The sequence below is a fragment of the Streptomyces sp. NBC_00448 genome (assembly GCF_036014115.1).
Lineage (GTDB): Bacteria > Actinomycetota > Actinomycetes > Streptomycetales > Streptomycetaceae > Actinacidiphila.
In genome coordinates, this window is record NZ_CP107913.1 from 7,691,679 (window position 1) to 7,705,597 (window position 13,919).

General features: G+C 70.4%; 15 protein-coding genes. 12 read left to right on the top strand and 3 right to left on the bottom strand.

From position 1 onward, the window contains the following. Window positions 1-3 precede the first annotated feature (3 nt). Both OG370_RS33200 and OG370_RS33205 read left to right on the top strand, forming a co-directional pair. Complete coding sequence (locus OG370_RS33200) at window positions 4-1,746, top strand: pyruvate dehydrogenase (protein WP_328470779.1); 1,743 nt, start codon at window positions 4-6, stop codon at window positions 1,744-1,746. 121 nt (window positions 1,747-1,867) lie between these two features. Next, window positions 1,868-2,428, top strand: a complete 561-nt coding sequence (locus tag OG370_RS33205; protein ID WP_443060790.1) for an ATP-binding protein — start codon at window positions 1,868-1,870, stop codon at window positions 2,426-2,428. 61 nt (window positions 2,429-2,489) lie between these two features. Here the strand turns inward: OG370_RS33205 and OG370_RS33210 are convergent, their stop codons facing one another. Together OG370_RS33210 and OG370_RS33215 are read right to left on the bottom strand one after the other, a co-directional pair. Beyond that, complete coding sequence (locus tag OG370_RS33210; RefSeq protein WP_328470783.1) at window positions 2,490-3,608, bottom strand: DUF2637 domain-containing protein; 1,119 nt, start codon at window positions 3,606-3,608, stop codon at window positions 2,490-2,492. Window positions 3,609-3,787: 179 nt separating this feature from the next. Then, entirely contained in the window at window positions 3,788-4,609 is an 822-nt protein-coding gene (locus OG370_RS33215; protein ID WP_328470785.1) for a (2Fe-2S)-binding protein, read from the bottom strand. Between the two features lie 299 nt (window positions 4,610-4,908). Here OG370_RS33215 and OG370_RS33220 point away from each other — a divergent pair, with 299 nt between their 5' ends. From OG370_RS33220 to tgmC, 8 genes are all read left to right on the top strand, one after another. Further along, window positions 4,909-5,601: a GntR family transcriptional regulator gene (locus OG370_RS33220; RefSeq protein WP_328470787.1), complete on the top strand. Its 693-nt coding sequence runs from the start codon at window positions 4,909-4,911 to the stop codon at window positions 5,599-5,601. A 628-nt stretch (window positions 5,602-6,229) separates the two neighbouring features. Then, window positions 6,230-8,071 (top strand): asparagine synthase (glutamine-hydrolyzing), encoded by a 1,842-nt coding sequence (asnB, locus tag OG370_RS33225; RefSeq protein ID WP_328470789.1) that lies wholly within the window; start codon window positions 6,230-6,232, stop codon window positions 8,069-8,071. A gap of 199 nt (window positions 8,072-8,270) precedes the next feature. Then, window positions 8,271-8,477, top strand: a complete 207-nt coding sequence (locus OG370_RS33230) for a hypothetical protein (RefSeq protein ID WP_328470791.1) — start codon at window positions 8,271-8,273, stop codon at window positions 8,475-8,477. Continuing rightward, entirely contained in the window at window positions 8,461-8,985 is a 525-nt protein-coding gene (locus tag OG370_RS33235) for a DUF6879 family protein (protein ID WP_328470793.1), read from the top strand. The genes OG370_RS33230 and OG370_RS33235 overlap by 17 nt, the downstream gene beginning before the upstream one ends. Further along, window positions 8,969-9,811 (top strand): helix-turn-helix domain-containing protein, encoded by an 843-nt coding sequence (locus tag OG370_RS33240; protein WP_328470795.1) that lies wholly within the window; start codon window positions 8,969-8,971, stop codon window positions 9,809-9,811. The genes OG370_RS33235 and OG370_RS33240 overlap by 17 nt, the downstream gene beginning before the upstream one ends. A gap of 114 nt (window positions 9,812-9,925) precedes the next feature. Beyond that, window positions 9,926-10,198, top strand: a complete 273-nt coding sequence (gene tgmA / locus OG370_RS33245) for a putative ATP-grasp-modified RiPP (RefSeq protein ID WP_328470797.1) — start codon at window positions 9,926-9,928, stop codon at window positions 10,196-10,198. Next, window positions 10,198-11,160 (top strand): ATP-grasp ribosomal peptide maturase, encoded by a 963-nt coding sequence (gene tgmB / locus OG370_RS33250; RefSeq protein WP_328470799.1) that lies wholly within the window; start codon window positions 10,198-10,200, stop codon window positions 11,158-11,160. The genes tgmA and tgmB overlap by 1 nt, the downstream gene beginning before the upstream one ends. Further along, window positions 11,157-12,299: an ATP-grasp peptide maturase system methyltransferase gene (gene tgmC, locus OG370_RS33255; protein ID WP_328470801.1), complete on the top strand. Its 1,143-nt coding sequence runs from the start codon at window positions 11,157-11,159 to the stop codon at window positions 12,297-12,299. The genes tgmB and tgmC overlap by 4 nt, the downstream gene beginning before the upstream one ends. Window positions 12,300-12,408: 109 nt before the next feature. Here the strand turns inward: tgmC and OG370_RS33260 are convergent, their stop codons facing one another. Beyond that, a complete protein-coding gene (locus OG370_RS33260) occupies window positions 12,409-12,861 on the bottom strand; it encodes a VOC family protein (protein WP_328470803.1) in 453 nt (150 codons plus the stop codon). Window positions 12,862-12,882: 21 nt separating this feature from the next. On the opposite strand from OG370_RS33260, the gene OG370_RS33265 reads away from it, so the two are divergent. Further along, window positions 12,883-13,485: a CGNR zinc finger domain-containing protein gene (locus OG370_RS33265; RefSeq protein WP_328470805.1), complete on the top strand. Its 603-nt coding sequence runs from the start codon at window positions 12,883-12,885 to the stop codon at window positions 13,483-13,485. A 4-nt stretch (window positions 13,486-13,489) separates the two neighbouring features. Further along, entirely contained in the window at window positions 13,490-13,885 is a 396-nt protein-coding gene (locus OG370_RS33270; RefSeq protein ID WP_328470807.1) for an SRPBCC family protein, read from the top strand. Window positions 13,886-13,919 lie beyond the last annotated feature (34 nt).

The window sequence follows — 13,919 nt, forward strand, 5'->3', positions numbered from 1 at the left end:
ACCATGGCGAAGCAGACGGTGGCCGAGCAGTTCGTCGACGTCCTGGCGCGAGCGGGGGTGCGACGTCTTTACGGGGTGGTCGGCGACAGCCTCAACCCGGTGGTGGACGCGGTGCGCCGCAGCCGCGCCCTGGAATGGGTGCATGTGCGGCACGAGGAGACCGCGGCGTTCGCGGCCGGCGCCGAGGCCCAGCTCACCGGGCGGCTGGCCGCGTGTGCGGGCTCCTGCGGCCCCGGCAACCTGCACCTGATCAACGGGCTGTACGACGCGCACCGCTCGATGGCGCCGGTGCTGGCGCTCGCCTCGCACATCCCGAGCAGCGAGATCGGCACCACGTACTTCCAGGAGACCCACCCCGACCGGATCTTCCAGGAGTGCAGCCACTACAGCGAACTGGTCTCCAACGCCGCCCAGATGCCCCGGGTGCTGCAGACCGCGATCCAGCACGCGGTCGGCCAGGGCGGGGTGTCGGTGATCAGCCTGCCCGGCGACATCGCGGCCCAGCAGGCACCGCAGCGCACCGAGGAGCACGCGCTGGTCACGCGGCGCCCCGCGATCCGCCCGGGCGACACCGAGATCGACGAACTGGCCCGGCTGGTGGACCGCGCCCAGCGGGTCACCCTCTTCTGCGGCAGCGGCACCGCGGGCGCCCACGACGAGGTGATGGACTTCGCGCGGAAGGTCAAGTCCCCGGTCGGGCACGCGCTGCGCGGCAAGGAGTGGATTCAGTACGACAACCCGTACGACGTCGGCATGAGCGGGCTGCTCGGCTACGGCGCGGCCTACGAGGCCATGCACGAGTGCGACCTGCTGATCCTGCTGGGCACCGACTTCCCGTACAACGCCTTCCTGCCGGACGACGTGACGATCGTGCAGGTCGATGTGCGTCCCGAACACCTGGGGCGGCGATCGAAGTTGGACCTCGCGGTGTGGGGGGACGCCGGTGAGACGCTGCGCTGCCTGACGCCGAAGGTGCGCGAGAAGAAGGACCGCGCGTTCCTGGACCGGATGCTGAAGAAGCACAGCGACGCGCTGGAGGGCGTCGTGAAGGCGTACACCCGCAAGGTCGACAAGCACGTCCCGATCCACCCGGAGTACGTCGCGTCGGTGCTGGACGAAGTGGCCGCCGACGACGCGGTGTTCACCGTCGACACCGGGATGTGCAACGTCTGGGCGGCGCGCTACCTGACGCCCAACGGACGGCGGCGGGTGATCGGTTCGTTCTCGCACGGGTCGATGGCGAACGCGCTGCCGCAGGCGATCGGCGCGCAGTTCCTGGACCTGAAACGGCAGGTCGTGTCGATGTCCGGCGACGGCGGCTTCAGCATGCTGATGGGCGACTTCCTCACCCTGGTGCAGTACGACCTGCCGGTGAAGGTGGTGCTGTTCAACAACTCCTCGCTCGGCATGGTGGAGTTGGAGATGATGGTGGAGGGGCTGCCGGCGTACGGCACCACCAACCACAACCCGGACTTCGCGGCCATCGCGCGGGCCTCCGGCGCCTACGGGGTGCGGGTCGAGAAGCCGAAGGACCTGCGCGGCGCGCTCAAGGACGCCTTCCGGCACAAGGGACCCGCGCTGGTCGACGTGGTGACCGATCCGCACGCACTGTCCATCCCGCCGAAGATCACCGGTGAGCAGATCGGTGGGTTTGCGCTGTCGATGGGCCGGACCGTGCTGGACGGCGGCGTCGGCAAGATGGTCCAGCTCGCGCGCTCCAATCTGCGCAACGTGCCTCGCCCGTAAGGGAGTTCATGGGTTCGGCGGCCAGGTCGGCGGTGCCTTTCGGTGACGTCGGCGGGGCCGGTCTGCCGTATCGCCGGGGACCTGTCAATCCATCGGATGAGTGGACGCATCCGTGGTGGGCATGCCTATCGGGAGGGGAACAAGGATCGGTTGGAACGGGGGAAGCAGGACGAATATCACGGGGTACCGGTTGCGGCGCGCGGTACGGCGGGCGGATCTGCCCGCCGTGGCCGAAACTCGCAGGGTCCTTCGGGACAACCTGCGGGAGTGGGGCGTGGCCGCACTGGTGGACACAACGGAACTACTGGCCACCGAACTTCTCACCAACGCACTCCAGCACACCTGCGGGGGCGCCGTGTTGACCGCGACGCTCTCACCGGAAGGGTTCCGGCCCGGGGAGCCGGGGCAGCGGCTGCGGATCGAGGTCCGCGACACCGTCGCCCGCCTGCCCCGCCCGCGTCCTCAGCGGTGGGAGCCCGATCCGGTCGGGGACTACGGCACTTCGGGCCGCGGCCTGCTGCTCGTCGACGCGCTCGCCGACGACTGGGGGGTGCGGCCGTGCGCGGCCGGCGGGAAGGAGGTCTGGTTCGAACTGAACGCGGAAGCGCTGAACACCGAGGCGCTGAACACCGAAGCGCCGAACGGGGAAGCACTGAACGCGCTGGACGCGGAAACGGCGTGACCGCGGGTGGACCGGTGTCCACCCGGCAGCCACGCCGCCCGTGTACCGCTGCTTCGGTTGCTCAGCCGAACTGACGCTCCAGGTCCTGGAGTTTGCGCTCCAGGGAGTCCAGCCGGGGCAGCGTCAGCGTGTCGTCCTCGGCGATCAGGTCGATCGTCTTGGGGCCCGACGCCGACGGCTCGGACTGCGAAGCGAACGGGTCCGACGCGGAGCTGACGGCCGGTGCCTCCTCGCGTACCGGCTGGAGTGCCGGACGCGCCCGCACCGGCAGTTCACCGGACGGCAGTTCGGCCGAAGGAGATATGGCAGGCTCCGAAGCGGTCTGGCCGGTGCCCGCCGCATTCGCGGCGGGCAGTTCGACCTGGCGGCCGCCCCGGCCACCTCGCGGCCACGGCCGCCCCTGTCGGGTGATCGCCTTTATCTTCGCCCGCTCCATCCGGTCGTGGTCGCGGCGCCGCAACTCGTTCTGCTCGCGCTGCCGCTTGTCCTCGCGGACCTCCTCGACCGCCTCGTCCAGCGAGCGCACGCCCTCCAGCAGCATCAGCGACCAGGCGCCGTACGTCTCCCGCGGGGCGCGCAGCCACCGCACCATCCGGATCTGCGGCAACGGCCTCGGCACCAGGCCCTGTTCGCGCAGTGCCGCCCGGCGGGTCTGCTTCAGCGCGCGGTCGAAGAGCACCGCGGCCGACAGCGACATGCCGGCGAAGAACTGCGGCGCGCCCGCGTGATCCACCCCGCGCGGCGCGTGCACCCAGTTGAACCAGGCCGCTGCGCCGGCGAACATCCACACCAGCATGCGCGAGCCGAGGGCGGCGTCGCCGTGGCTGGCCTCGCGGACCGCCAGCACGGAGCAGAACATCGCCGCCCCGTCCAGGCCGAACGGCACCAGGTACTCCCAGCCGTTCTCCAGGCCGAGGTTCTCCCGCCCGAAGCCGACCAGGCCGTGGAACGACAGTGCGGCGGCCACGGCGGCACAGCAGAACAGCAGCACATACGAGGCGCTGCCGTACACCGCTTCCTTGCGGCGGCGGCGCTCCTCGCTGCGCTCCCATGAATCGCCCTGGGTGGCGCTGTCACCGGACGTGCGGCGGTTGCGGAAGACGAAGACGCAGGCCGCGAGGACGACCAGGCCGATGACGGCCGAGATCATCCAGTCCAGCGATATGTCGGTGATTCTCATATGCGATTCCTCGTGTCGCTTCCGTCGCGCTCGGGCCGTGGGGACTGCTTACGACCGACATCATCGTGCAGAGCGCGGATGGGTGCAGACGTTACGGCACAAGAGCACGCGTATGGTTCCCGGGTGCTCGAACTCGCGTGCCAGAACGGCTTAGTTGAGCGAGATCGTAGCGTGGACGGTCAGGCCGCGGACGCACGGCGGTCGATCCGGGCCGGTGCGCGCAGCCGCGGACAGGTGGTGCAGGTGTCCGTGGGGCTGATGGTGTAGTAAAGGCAGCAGGTGAGCCGGGTGCGCGACGCCGCTGCGCACTCCGTCCCGGCTGACGGTCCGTCAATCCGCGTACCCGGACGGAACCCCGCGGAGCCCGGAAAAGGGTGGGTGCCGCCCGGCAGCAGAGCGGCCAGTTCGGCCACCGCGCGCTCCTCCTGGTCGAACAACCGGCCGACATACCAGAGCCCTTCGGTGATCTCGTCGGTGACCATGCCCCACAGGGCGTGTCGGCCGCGTCGCAGCAGCGGGCCGAAGCCCGCGAGGACCGGCGCGACATGGTCGGCGATCGCCGCCCGCAGCTCGTCGCGCAGCGCGGCCGGGTGCGGCGCCGTCCGCGCGCCGGGCAGTGTCGCGGCCGGGTCGTCCGGCAGGCAGCTGAACGACCGGGTGCGCACCGTGATCCGTCCGGTGGCGGGGTGGAACGCCACGTCGCCGACCGGCAGCCGCGGCACCCTGCCGTGCAGGAACCACGGCACCGTGAACAGCAGGCACGCCGGCCACAGGTACCGGTGCAGTGCGAGGGTCGCCGCGACGTCCGGGCGCGGCGGGCGCTCGCGCTTCCGGGTCGACTCCGCCGTGGCGTTCGTCACGAACGCGTCCAGCGCGGCGCCGCCCGCGGCGAGCTCGCCCGCCCCGATCCAGCCCGCGCCGGAGGACGGCGGGGCAGCGGTGATCCGCAGTTGCGGGAAGACCGCGGACAGCCGGGCATAGGAGGCGCTGGTCGCAGGCATGGTAAGGCTTACCTTAGCGGCCCGGGCGAGGGATTACGCCAGCGGCCGTACGCCGGACGAGTGAGTGCGCCGGAGCGCGGTACGGGCGCGGGTGGCGCCGCGGGTGGCGGTTGCGTGCCGGTCGCCCGGGCGTGGCGTGCGGGGTGGGGCCTCGGGGTCGATGCGTGGCCGTGCGGCGGGTGGACGGGCGGCCCGGGGGACTGGGCGGGCGGATGGTCGTACGGTCCGATGATCGGACGTAAGGTCGGACGGATTTCCTGGACAGATTCCCGGACAGCGGTGGAGAGGGGCGGGACCCGGTGGAGCGAGCCGCGCCCATAGTGCCGCCCGCGCGGGTGCCCGAGCGGCTGTCCGTACGCGACCAGGTGCTCGACGCGCTGCGCGCCGCGATCGTCTCCGGGCGGCTCGCACCCGGCTCCGTGCACTCCGCTCCCGAGCTGGCCGAGCGGTACCGCGTCTCCGCGACCCCGGTCCGCGAGGCGATGCAGCTGCTCGCCCGCGAGGGCGCCGTCGAGGTGCTGCCCAACCGCGGCTTCCGCGTGGCCGAGCACACCGCGCGCGACCTCGCCGAGCTGGCGCAGGTGCGGGCGCTGCTCGAAGGGCCCGTGGTGCTCGGGCTCACCCGTACGGTGCCGGTCGCCCGCTGGGAGCGGTTGCGGCCGCTCGCGGACGAGGCGGTCGTGCTGGCGGTCCGCGGCGACCTCGGGGGGTACGCCGAGGCCGACCGCGCGTTCCACCGGGCCGTGCTGCAGCTGTCCGGCAACCTCCACCTGGTCGCTGTCGCGGACGAGGTGCACCGGCGTACGCAGTGGCCCGCGGCCTTGCCGCAGCGGAAGGGGGGTGGCGTGCGGGATCGGGATCGGCTGGTCGCCGACGCCACGGAGCACTGCGTGCTGCTCGATGCGGTCGCCGCCGGCGAGGAGGGGGCCGTGGCGGATGCGGTGCGGCGGCACTTCGGTGGGGGTGCGGTGGGGGAGGGCGTTCACGGCTGAGGGTGCGGCGGACCGCGCGCTCGGCCGTGCCCGTGGCGTGCCGGGCCCGTGGGCCCAGCCCCACCGTGAGGTTCCCGGACCCCCGGCCGGTGGGCGGCTGGTCGCGCAGTTCCGCCCCCTGGCATCGCCGGGAGGCGCCCCCAGCGCCCGTTGGTTCGTTGCCGTCTTCCGCGACGGTGCCCCCGCGCCCCTTGTTTTGTCGCCCTCTTCCGTCACGGCGCCCGGGGTGGGGGAACCGGCCATTGTGGCTGAAGGGGTTGGGGAGGTATTCGGCCGTTCGGCGGGGCCGGGTGGAGGCCGCGCGGCAGGGGCCCGTACACCCGTTGGCGGGACGGCGGGTGTATACGAACGGGTTCGCGGAACTGCTTCCTCCACTTTTTCGGCCCGCTTACCCCAATGTCTCGCAAAGTCGTACCCAGACCCTTGACGGAGGGTCATCAGTGCGCACGCGGCGGGGCATTTATGCAGGCCACTCATATGATGACCGAAAGTTGCTTACTACATACACCGGTCTTCCGGCTGCCGTTGACGGGCGGACCGCGGCGGATCGACCATCCGTTTAGGTGCTCAATACACATGATTCGTGTTGCGAACACGTTGCGTGTGACCGAGTGGACGGAGAAGTCGCATGTGCGGAATCACCGGATGGATCTCCTACCAGCGTGACCTGGCCGCGCAGCGGCCCATGGTCGACGCGATGACCGAGACGATGTCCTGCCGGGGGCCCGACGACCGGGGCACGTGGATCAGCGGACCGGCCGCGCTCGGCCACCGCCGGCTCGCCATCATCGACCTGCCCGGCGGCCGCCAGCCGATGAGCGTCGAGGCGCCCGGCGGCACGGTCGCCATGGTCTACTCCGGCGAGGCGTACAACTTCACCGAGCTGCGCGTCGAACTGGCCGGCCGCGGCCACCGGTTCACCACCGACTCGGACACCGAGGTGGTGCTGCACGGCTACCTGGAGTGGGGCGCGGCGGTCGCCGAGCGGCTCAACGGGATGTACGCCTTCGCGATCTGGGACGACCGCGAGAAGAAGCTCGTGATGATCCGGGACCGGATGGGCATCAAGCCCTTCTACTACTACCCGACCGCCGACGGCGTGCTGTTCGGCTCCGAGCCCAAGGCGATCCTGGCCAACCCGCTCGCCGAGCGGACGGTGACCCTCGACGGCCTGCGCGAACTGCTCGTCATGGTCAAGACCCCGGGGCACGGGTTCTGGGACGGCATGCGCGAGGTGGAGCCCGGCACGGTGGTGACCGTGGACAGCAACGGCATCCGCACCCACACGTACTGGTCGCTGGAGACCCGGCCGCACACCGACGACAAGCAGGCGACGATCGGGCACGTGCGCACCCTGCTCGACGACATCGTGCGGCGGCAGCTCGTCGCCGACGTCCCGCGCTGCACGCTGCTCTCCGGCGGCCTGGACTCCTCGGCGATGACCGCGCTGGCCGCGCAGCAGCTCGGCCGGACCGGCGAGACCGTACGGAGCTTCGCGGTCGACTTCGTCGGCCAGACCGAGAACTTCGTCGCCGACGAGCTGCGCGGCACCCCCGACACCCCCTTCGTGCACGACGTGGCCCGTACCTCGGGCACCGAGCACCAGGACATCGTGCTGGACTCCGACCAGCTCGCCGACCTCGCCGTACGCTCCAAGGTGATCGCGGCCAGGGACCTGCCCGCGGGCTTCGGCGACATGGACGCGTCGCTCTACCTGCTCTTCAAGGCGATCCGCGCGCACTCGACGGTGGCGCTGTCGGGGGAGTCCGCCGACGAGGTCTTCGGCGGCTACCTCCAGTTCTTCGACCCCGAGGCCCGCAAGGGCAAGACCTTCCCCTGGCTGTCGAGCTTCGCCAAGCACTTCGGGGACGAGGGGAGCATCCTCACCGAGGAGTTCAGTCACGGCCTGGACCTGGACGGCTACGTGCGCGACTCCTACGCCACGGCCTCCGCCGAGGTCCAACGGCTCGCGGGCGAGAGCGACCTGGAGTTCCGGATGCGGACCATCTCGTATCTGCACCTGACCCGGTTCGTGCGCATCCTGCTCGACCGCAAGGACCGCGCCAGCATGGCGGTCGGCCTGGAGGTGCGGGTGCCGTTCTGCGACCACCGCCTGGTGGAGTACGTCTACAACGCGCCCTGGGCGCTGAAGTCCTTCGACGGCCGCGAGAAGAGCCTGCTGCGCGAGGCGACCGCCGACGTGCTGCCGCAGTCCGTCTACGACCGGGTCAAGAGCCCCTACCCCTCCACCCAGGACCCGGCCTACGCCGTCGCCCTCCAGAAGAACGTCAAGGAAGTCCTCGCCCAGCCCGCCCACCCGGTGTTCGACCTCGTCAGCCGCAGCGCGCTGGAGAAGTTGGTGCGCGTCGACACCCCGCAGATCATGCAGGCGTCGCGCCGCGGCCTGGAGCGCACCCTCGACCTCGCCCTGTGGATCGACATGTACCGCCCGACCCTGAAACTGTCCTGACCCGGAAGCGTTGGCGCCCCGCCGCGGACCGCTCCCGGCGGGGCGCCGCCGTGCGCGGGGTGTGGGGTGCGTACGCCTGACCGTTCACGGTTTTATGCAACATCGCGCATAGTCGCGTTCGCGCATGGACGCCCTACGCGCGTCCCCGTACCGTCAAGGGCGGTAGGGCTCAACGGGGCTCATCGCATGGGGGTTTGGTATGGCGCGCAAGGAATTACAGCGGCTCACCGGCAACGGGGGCGGTAACTGCAACAACGACGACTGCCCCAACGTGTACCGGACTTCCAGCGGCTCCATCGTCGTTCAGGGCGATGTGTCCGACGTCTTCCAGCCGCCCGCCGGGGAAGGGCTTGTCGAGATCCCCGAGAGCATTCTGAGGGAGGCCGTGCGTGCTCTTGGATGGTGACGCCTGGAAATCCCGAATGCGGAGCATCCAGAGCGAAGCTTGGCGGCTGGAAACGCTGCCTGTTTACCGGTCCCCCGGCGAGGACGGAGACATTCGGGACTTTCTCGCCGGCCAACGCATCGACCCGGAAACCTACTCTTCCGCCTACACGGAAGGGCTGCGCAAACTCACCGCAGAGGGTAAACGCAAGGGTCGCGTGCACGTGGTCACGCGGCCGTTGACGGACTACCTCCGGTTTGAATTCATGTACTATGAGGCGCACTCGCGGATGGGGGACGCCATTCGCATCCTCGACGTGACGGACCGTCCCAACCCGCTGGAGGGGGCGCCCGACTTCTGGATTCTGGACAGGTCCACAGTCGTGCTCATGCACTACGCGGAAGACGGAACGCAGATCAGTCGCGAGTTGTACGAGGGCGACCCGGCTCGATTCATCGACTACCAGCGAGTTGCGGTTGCGGAGTCGGTGCCGTTCGGGGAGTACGTCAACGGTGGCCATCGAGCCTGACCAACTGGACCGATCGGGTCGCGAACTGGCGGCCATGCTCAGGCGGCTGCGCCTGCAAGCCGGGCTCTCGGGAGCCCGGCTTGCCGCACGTTGCAACATGTCTCAGTCAAAGATCAGCAGAATAGAAGGGCACAAGGTCCGGCCGTCGTTGCTGGATGTGGAACAGGTCCTCCGTGCGCTTGGCACGTCGGCCGCTGTTGCGGCCGACGTCATGGCCCTCGCGCGGATCGCTCAAACCGAGTGGCAGGACGGCAGATCCCTCCGCCGCAAGGGGTTGGACAAGAAGCAGCTTCAGTTGGCGGGGCTGGAGGCGTCGTCCACCACGTTCCGGTATTTCCTGCTGTCCATGATCACGGGCCTGTTGGCGACGCCCGCTTATGTGCGGGCAAGCCTCGACGATGCCCCTCCGGAGCAGCGGTCGAAGGCCGTGTCGCTGAAACTGGAACGACAGCGCGTGTTGTTCGACCGGTCAAAGCACTTCACCTTCCTCATGTGTGAGCCGGCCGTGCGGTATCCCCTGATATCTCGGGATGAGCTGGCTGTTCAGATCGACCATCTCGTTTCCCTGAGCAGGCAGCCGAACATTCGAATCGGCGTCATCCCCATGGGTGCCTACCTGGGTCCTGGTGCGCTGAACACGTTCACGGTCTATGACGAGTCCGTAGCCACAGCCGAAATGGACCTCGGCGCAATAGTGTTCCGGGATGGGCGCGATATTCTTGACCTCATCCGGAGATTCGCGAGGTACGAGGAACGGGCGCTGTTCGACGGGGATGCGCGCGGGCTGCTGGCGGAGTGGGCGGAATCCTGTCGGGATGATCTTTAGTCGTTGGCGCGAATGGGAACTCAATCTCACCGCCCCGTGAGGAATGCTGTTTCGGGGGTGGGCCCATGTTGATGAGGCTGATCGCGCCCCGGCGGAGACGGAGGTACAGCACAGATGAGGCAGACGCCCGCACCGTGGGGCACGCAACGGATGGGACCGTACGCGGCCACCACCACGGTCCCGCGGTACACGCCCGTGATCGACCCCGAGACGCAGACCGCTCTCATTCTCGATGAGCATGGACGGACGGTCGAGTTGGGCAACCACGGCACCAGTACGAGCGGACTGACGCCTACCGCGACCACCCCTGGTGACGGGGCCGGTCCGGGAGGCGCGACCGACGCGGACAGTACCGAGTCGTACGACCAGGACCAGAGTTCCGGCTGATGAGCGACAGCAGCTCGGTACTGGTGCTGACCAACCCCTACGACGTGACGGCGGACATGGTGCTGCGGCTGCTCGCCGAGCGCCGGGTCTCCGTGGTCCGTCTCGACCCCGGCACCGATCTGCACTCGGGTGCCTCGCTGACCGCCACGTATCGTCAGCGCGATCAGCGGGGCACCCTGCGCACGGCAAGCCGTGGACTCGACACCACGCGGATTCGGTCCGTCTGGGTGCGCAGGCCCTCGCCCTACGAGGGACCACACGGGCTGCGCGGCCAGGACCGTCGGTTCGCCGCAGAACAGACGCTGTGGGGCGCGGGGGGCATCCTTGCATCACTCCCAGGCGCGCACTACGTCAATCACCCCTGGGACAACCGAGCCGCCGAGTCCAAGCCCGTACAGCTCACGACCGCGCAACGTTGCGGGTTTCTGGTACCCAGCACGGTGATCACCAACGACCCGCACGAGGCTCGGACGTTCGCCACTCACCAGCCTGGCGGAGTGGTCTACAAGCCTGTGTGGAACTCGACGTACCGCGTCGACGGCCGGCCATGCAGTGTCTGGGTCCGAGACGTCCAAGGTCCCGAGATCACCGACGCTGTGTCCGTCTGCCCGCACATGTTCCAAGCCAAGGTTGACAAGGAGTTCGATGCGCGGGTGACCGCCGTGGGCGACCGGCTGTTCGGGGTCCGGATCGACAGCCCCGATCTCGACTGGCGCCACCGGCAGGATTTGATGACGTGCACACCGATCGAGGCGCCCGAGCCAGTCGCGCATGCGGTCGTTGCCTACCTCGCCGAACTCCGTTTGACCTACGGCGCGTTCGATTTCGCCGTCACCGCGGCGGGCGACTGGTACTTCCTGGAGTGCAACCCGAACGGCCAGTGGGCGTGGCAGCCGGCGGGGATCGCCGCGGCGATCGCCCGTGTTCTTGCCGACCGGTTGGAGAAAGGCCCCGACACGTGAGCACATCGGCTCGGCTCCGCGAAGCCCTGGTGGGCAGACTCACCGATGAGGGCACGCTGACGGAAGCGGGGTGGCGCGGCGCAGCCGCGTCGGTTGCCCGCGAGTTGTTCACGGGGGCCTACTTCAGGCCGGTGACGGGCAGCGTTCCCACCGGCTTCCGGCCGGTCCGGGAGGGTGAGCCCGGATGGCTGGAGGGGGTGTACTCCGACGCAACGCTGATCACCCAACTGGACGGCCGGATCAGGCCCGACGACGTGACCGAGGCGGTAGTGACCGGCTCCCCGTCTTCGTCGTCCACCCTGCCGTCGTTGGTGCTGCGCATGTGGCAGCAGCTCGACGCCGAGCCCGGTCACCAGGTGCTGGAGGTCGGCACCGGAACGGGGTACTCGACCGCGATCGGTGCGCACCGTCTCGGGGACGCCAACCTGACCAGCATCGAGTACGACCCGGTGGTGGGCGGTGCTGCGGCGGTGGCGCTCGAGGCGGCCGGGTTCGCGCCCCGGCTGATCGTCGGTGACGGGCTGCGCGGCGACCCGGACGGGGGCCGGTACGACCGGCTGATCGCCACGTGCGCGGTCCGGTACATCCCGCTGCCCTGGCTGCACCAGGTGCGGCCAGGGGGAAAGATCCTGGTCACGCTCTCCGGGTGGAGCTACGCCAACGCCCTTGCGCTGCTGGACGTGACCAATCCCGGGGAGGCCACGGGCCGGTTCCTCCCCGGTCGCACCAGCTTCATGATCGCCCGGCCGCACGACCGCCCGCCCCGTCCGGCCCTGGCCCTGCTGCCCGGGGACGAGCGGCCGAGTCGGATCGACCCCGCGACACTGGACGACTGGACGGGCGGTTGGATCGCGCAGCTCGCGGCGCCCTCGGCCGAACGCCTGGGGGCGGGGGCGGAACAGATCCTCTGGGATGTGTCCACCGGTTCGCAGGCCCGGACGGCCCCCGATTCCCCTGGCGGGTGGACCGTCGTCCAGCGCGGTCCCGTCCGTCTGTGGGACCGGGTCGAACAGGCGGTGCAGCGCTGGCAGGCCGCCGGCGGACCTCGCCAGGAAGGGTTCGGCATCACGGTCTCGGCAGCCCGTCAACGGGTGTGGCTCGGCGCCGAGGACGGACCCGGGTGGGACCTGCCGATCTGACGTCGGCGGGCCCGACGGCCGGCCCCGCGCACGGCATCGGCGCGTGTCCGCGGTCGCGGGACGGCCCGCCCGGCCACGCGCTGGGCGGGGGTCCCGCTCACGGTGGGGGTCACGCCGCGCAGAACTCGTTGCCCTCCGGGTCCCGCATGACCCACCAGTGGCCGGCGGGTCCCCGGTCGACCTCGTGGACGCGCGTCGCTCCCAGTCCTTCCAGCCGGGCCACCAGTTCGGTCAGGCCGCCGGGTGCGCCGTGCACGTCGAGGTGCAGGCGGTTCTTGCCCGACTTGGGCTCGGGTACGTGCTGGAAGAGCACCCGCCGGCCCCGGCCGACGCCGCTGGTCTCGTCGAACGGGTCGTCGGGGTGGCGGATCGCGGCGTGGCCGCGGAAGTTCCTGCGGCCGCGGTGCTCGGTGACCGCGTCCTCGCCGATGTGGCCGGCGGCCAGCAGTTGCGTGATGAGGGCGCTGGGGTCCTCCACCTCGTACTCCAGGGCGGCGGCCCAGAAGTCCGCGAGGGCGGCCGCGTTCGCGCTGTCGATGACCAACTTCCAGTGCAGTGCCATGTAACCATTTATATTGGTTACATGGAATCCTCGGCAACCAAGGGGCTGACACTGCGCTCCCACACAGGTGTCGCCTACCGGTTCGACCCCGGCGCGCTGTGCCTTGAGCTGCTGACCACCGGCGGCCCGGGCCCCTACCGCCGCTACGAGGTGCTGCGCGAACCCGCCGACCTGGCCGCCTGGGCCGAGCGCTCACGGCTGACCCCGACCCCCGTGCTGGAGATCTCCGCGGCGGAGGTGGCCGGCGTACGGGAACTGCGCGACGCGCTGTTCCGTGCGGTCCTCGCCCACCTGGAGGGGGAGCTCCTCCCGCCCGGCGACCTCGCGGTCATCAACGCCGCCGCGGCCCTTCCGCCCCTGGCGCCCGCCATCACCCCGGCCGGCGCACGGTGTTGGGCCGGAAACCCGGGCGGCACCCACCTCGCGGCCACCGTCGCCAGGGACGCCGTGGCGCTGCTGACCGGGCCCTTCGCCGACCGCATACGCACCTGCGCCGCCGAGGACTGCCATCTCGTCTACGTCGACACCTCCCGCCCGGGCCGCCGCCGCTGGTGCTCGATGGAGCACTGCGGCAACCGCCACAAGGTCAGGGCGCTGCGCCTGCGCCACTCCGAGGAAGGATGACCCCGTGCCCACAGGACTCACCAAGGACGCCGGCTGGCAGATCGGCGTGTCCCGCACGCTGCCCCATCCCCCGTCCGTCGTCTGGGACTTCGTCAGCGGCGCCGAAGGGCTCGCCCTCTGGCTCGGGCCCGGCGCGGCCCTCACCCCGGAGCGCGGCGCCGCCTACCGGACGGCGGCCGGCGTCACGGGCGAGGTGCGCGGCTACCGTCCGCTGGACCGCATCCGCGTCACCCACGGCACCACCACCGTCCAGGCCGCCCTCCGCCCCACCGCCGACGGGGACCGGACGGTGCTGCGCTTCCACCAGGAGCACCTGGCGAGCGCCGAGGAGCGCGAACGGCGGCGCGCGCACTGGAACCGCGTCATGGACGAGGTCGCCGCCGCCCTCGACCGTCGGTGACCGCGGGGTGGTGGGGTAGTGGCGCAGGTCACGG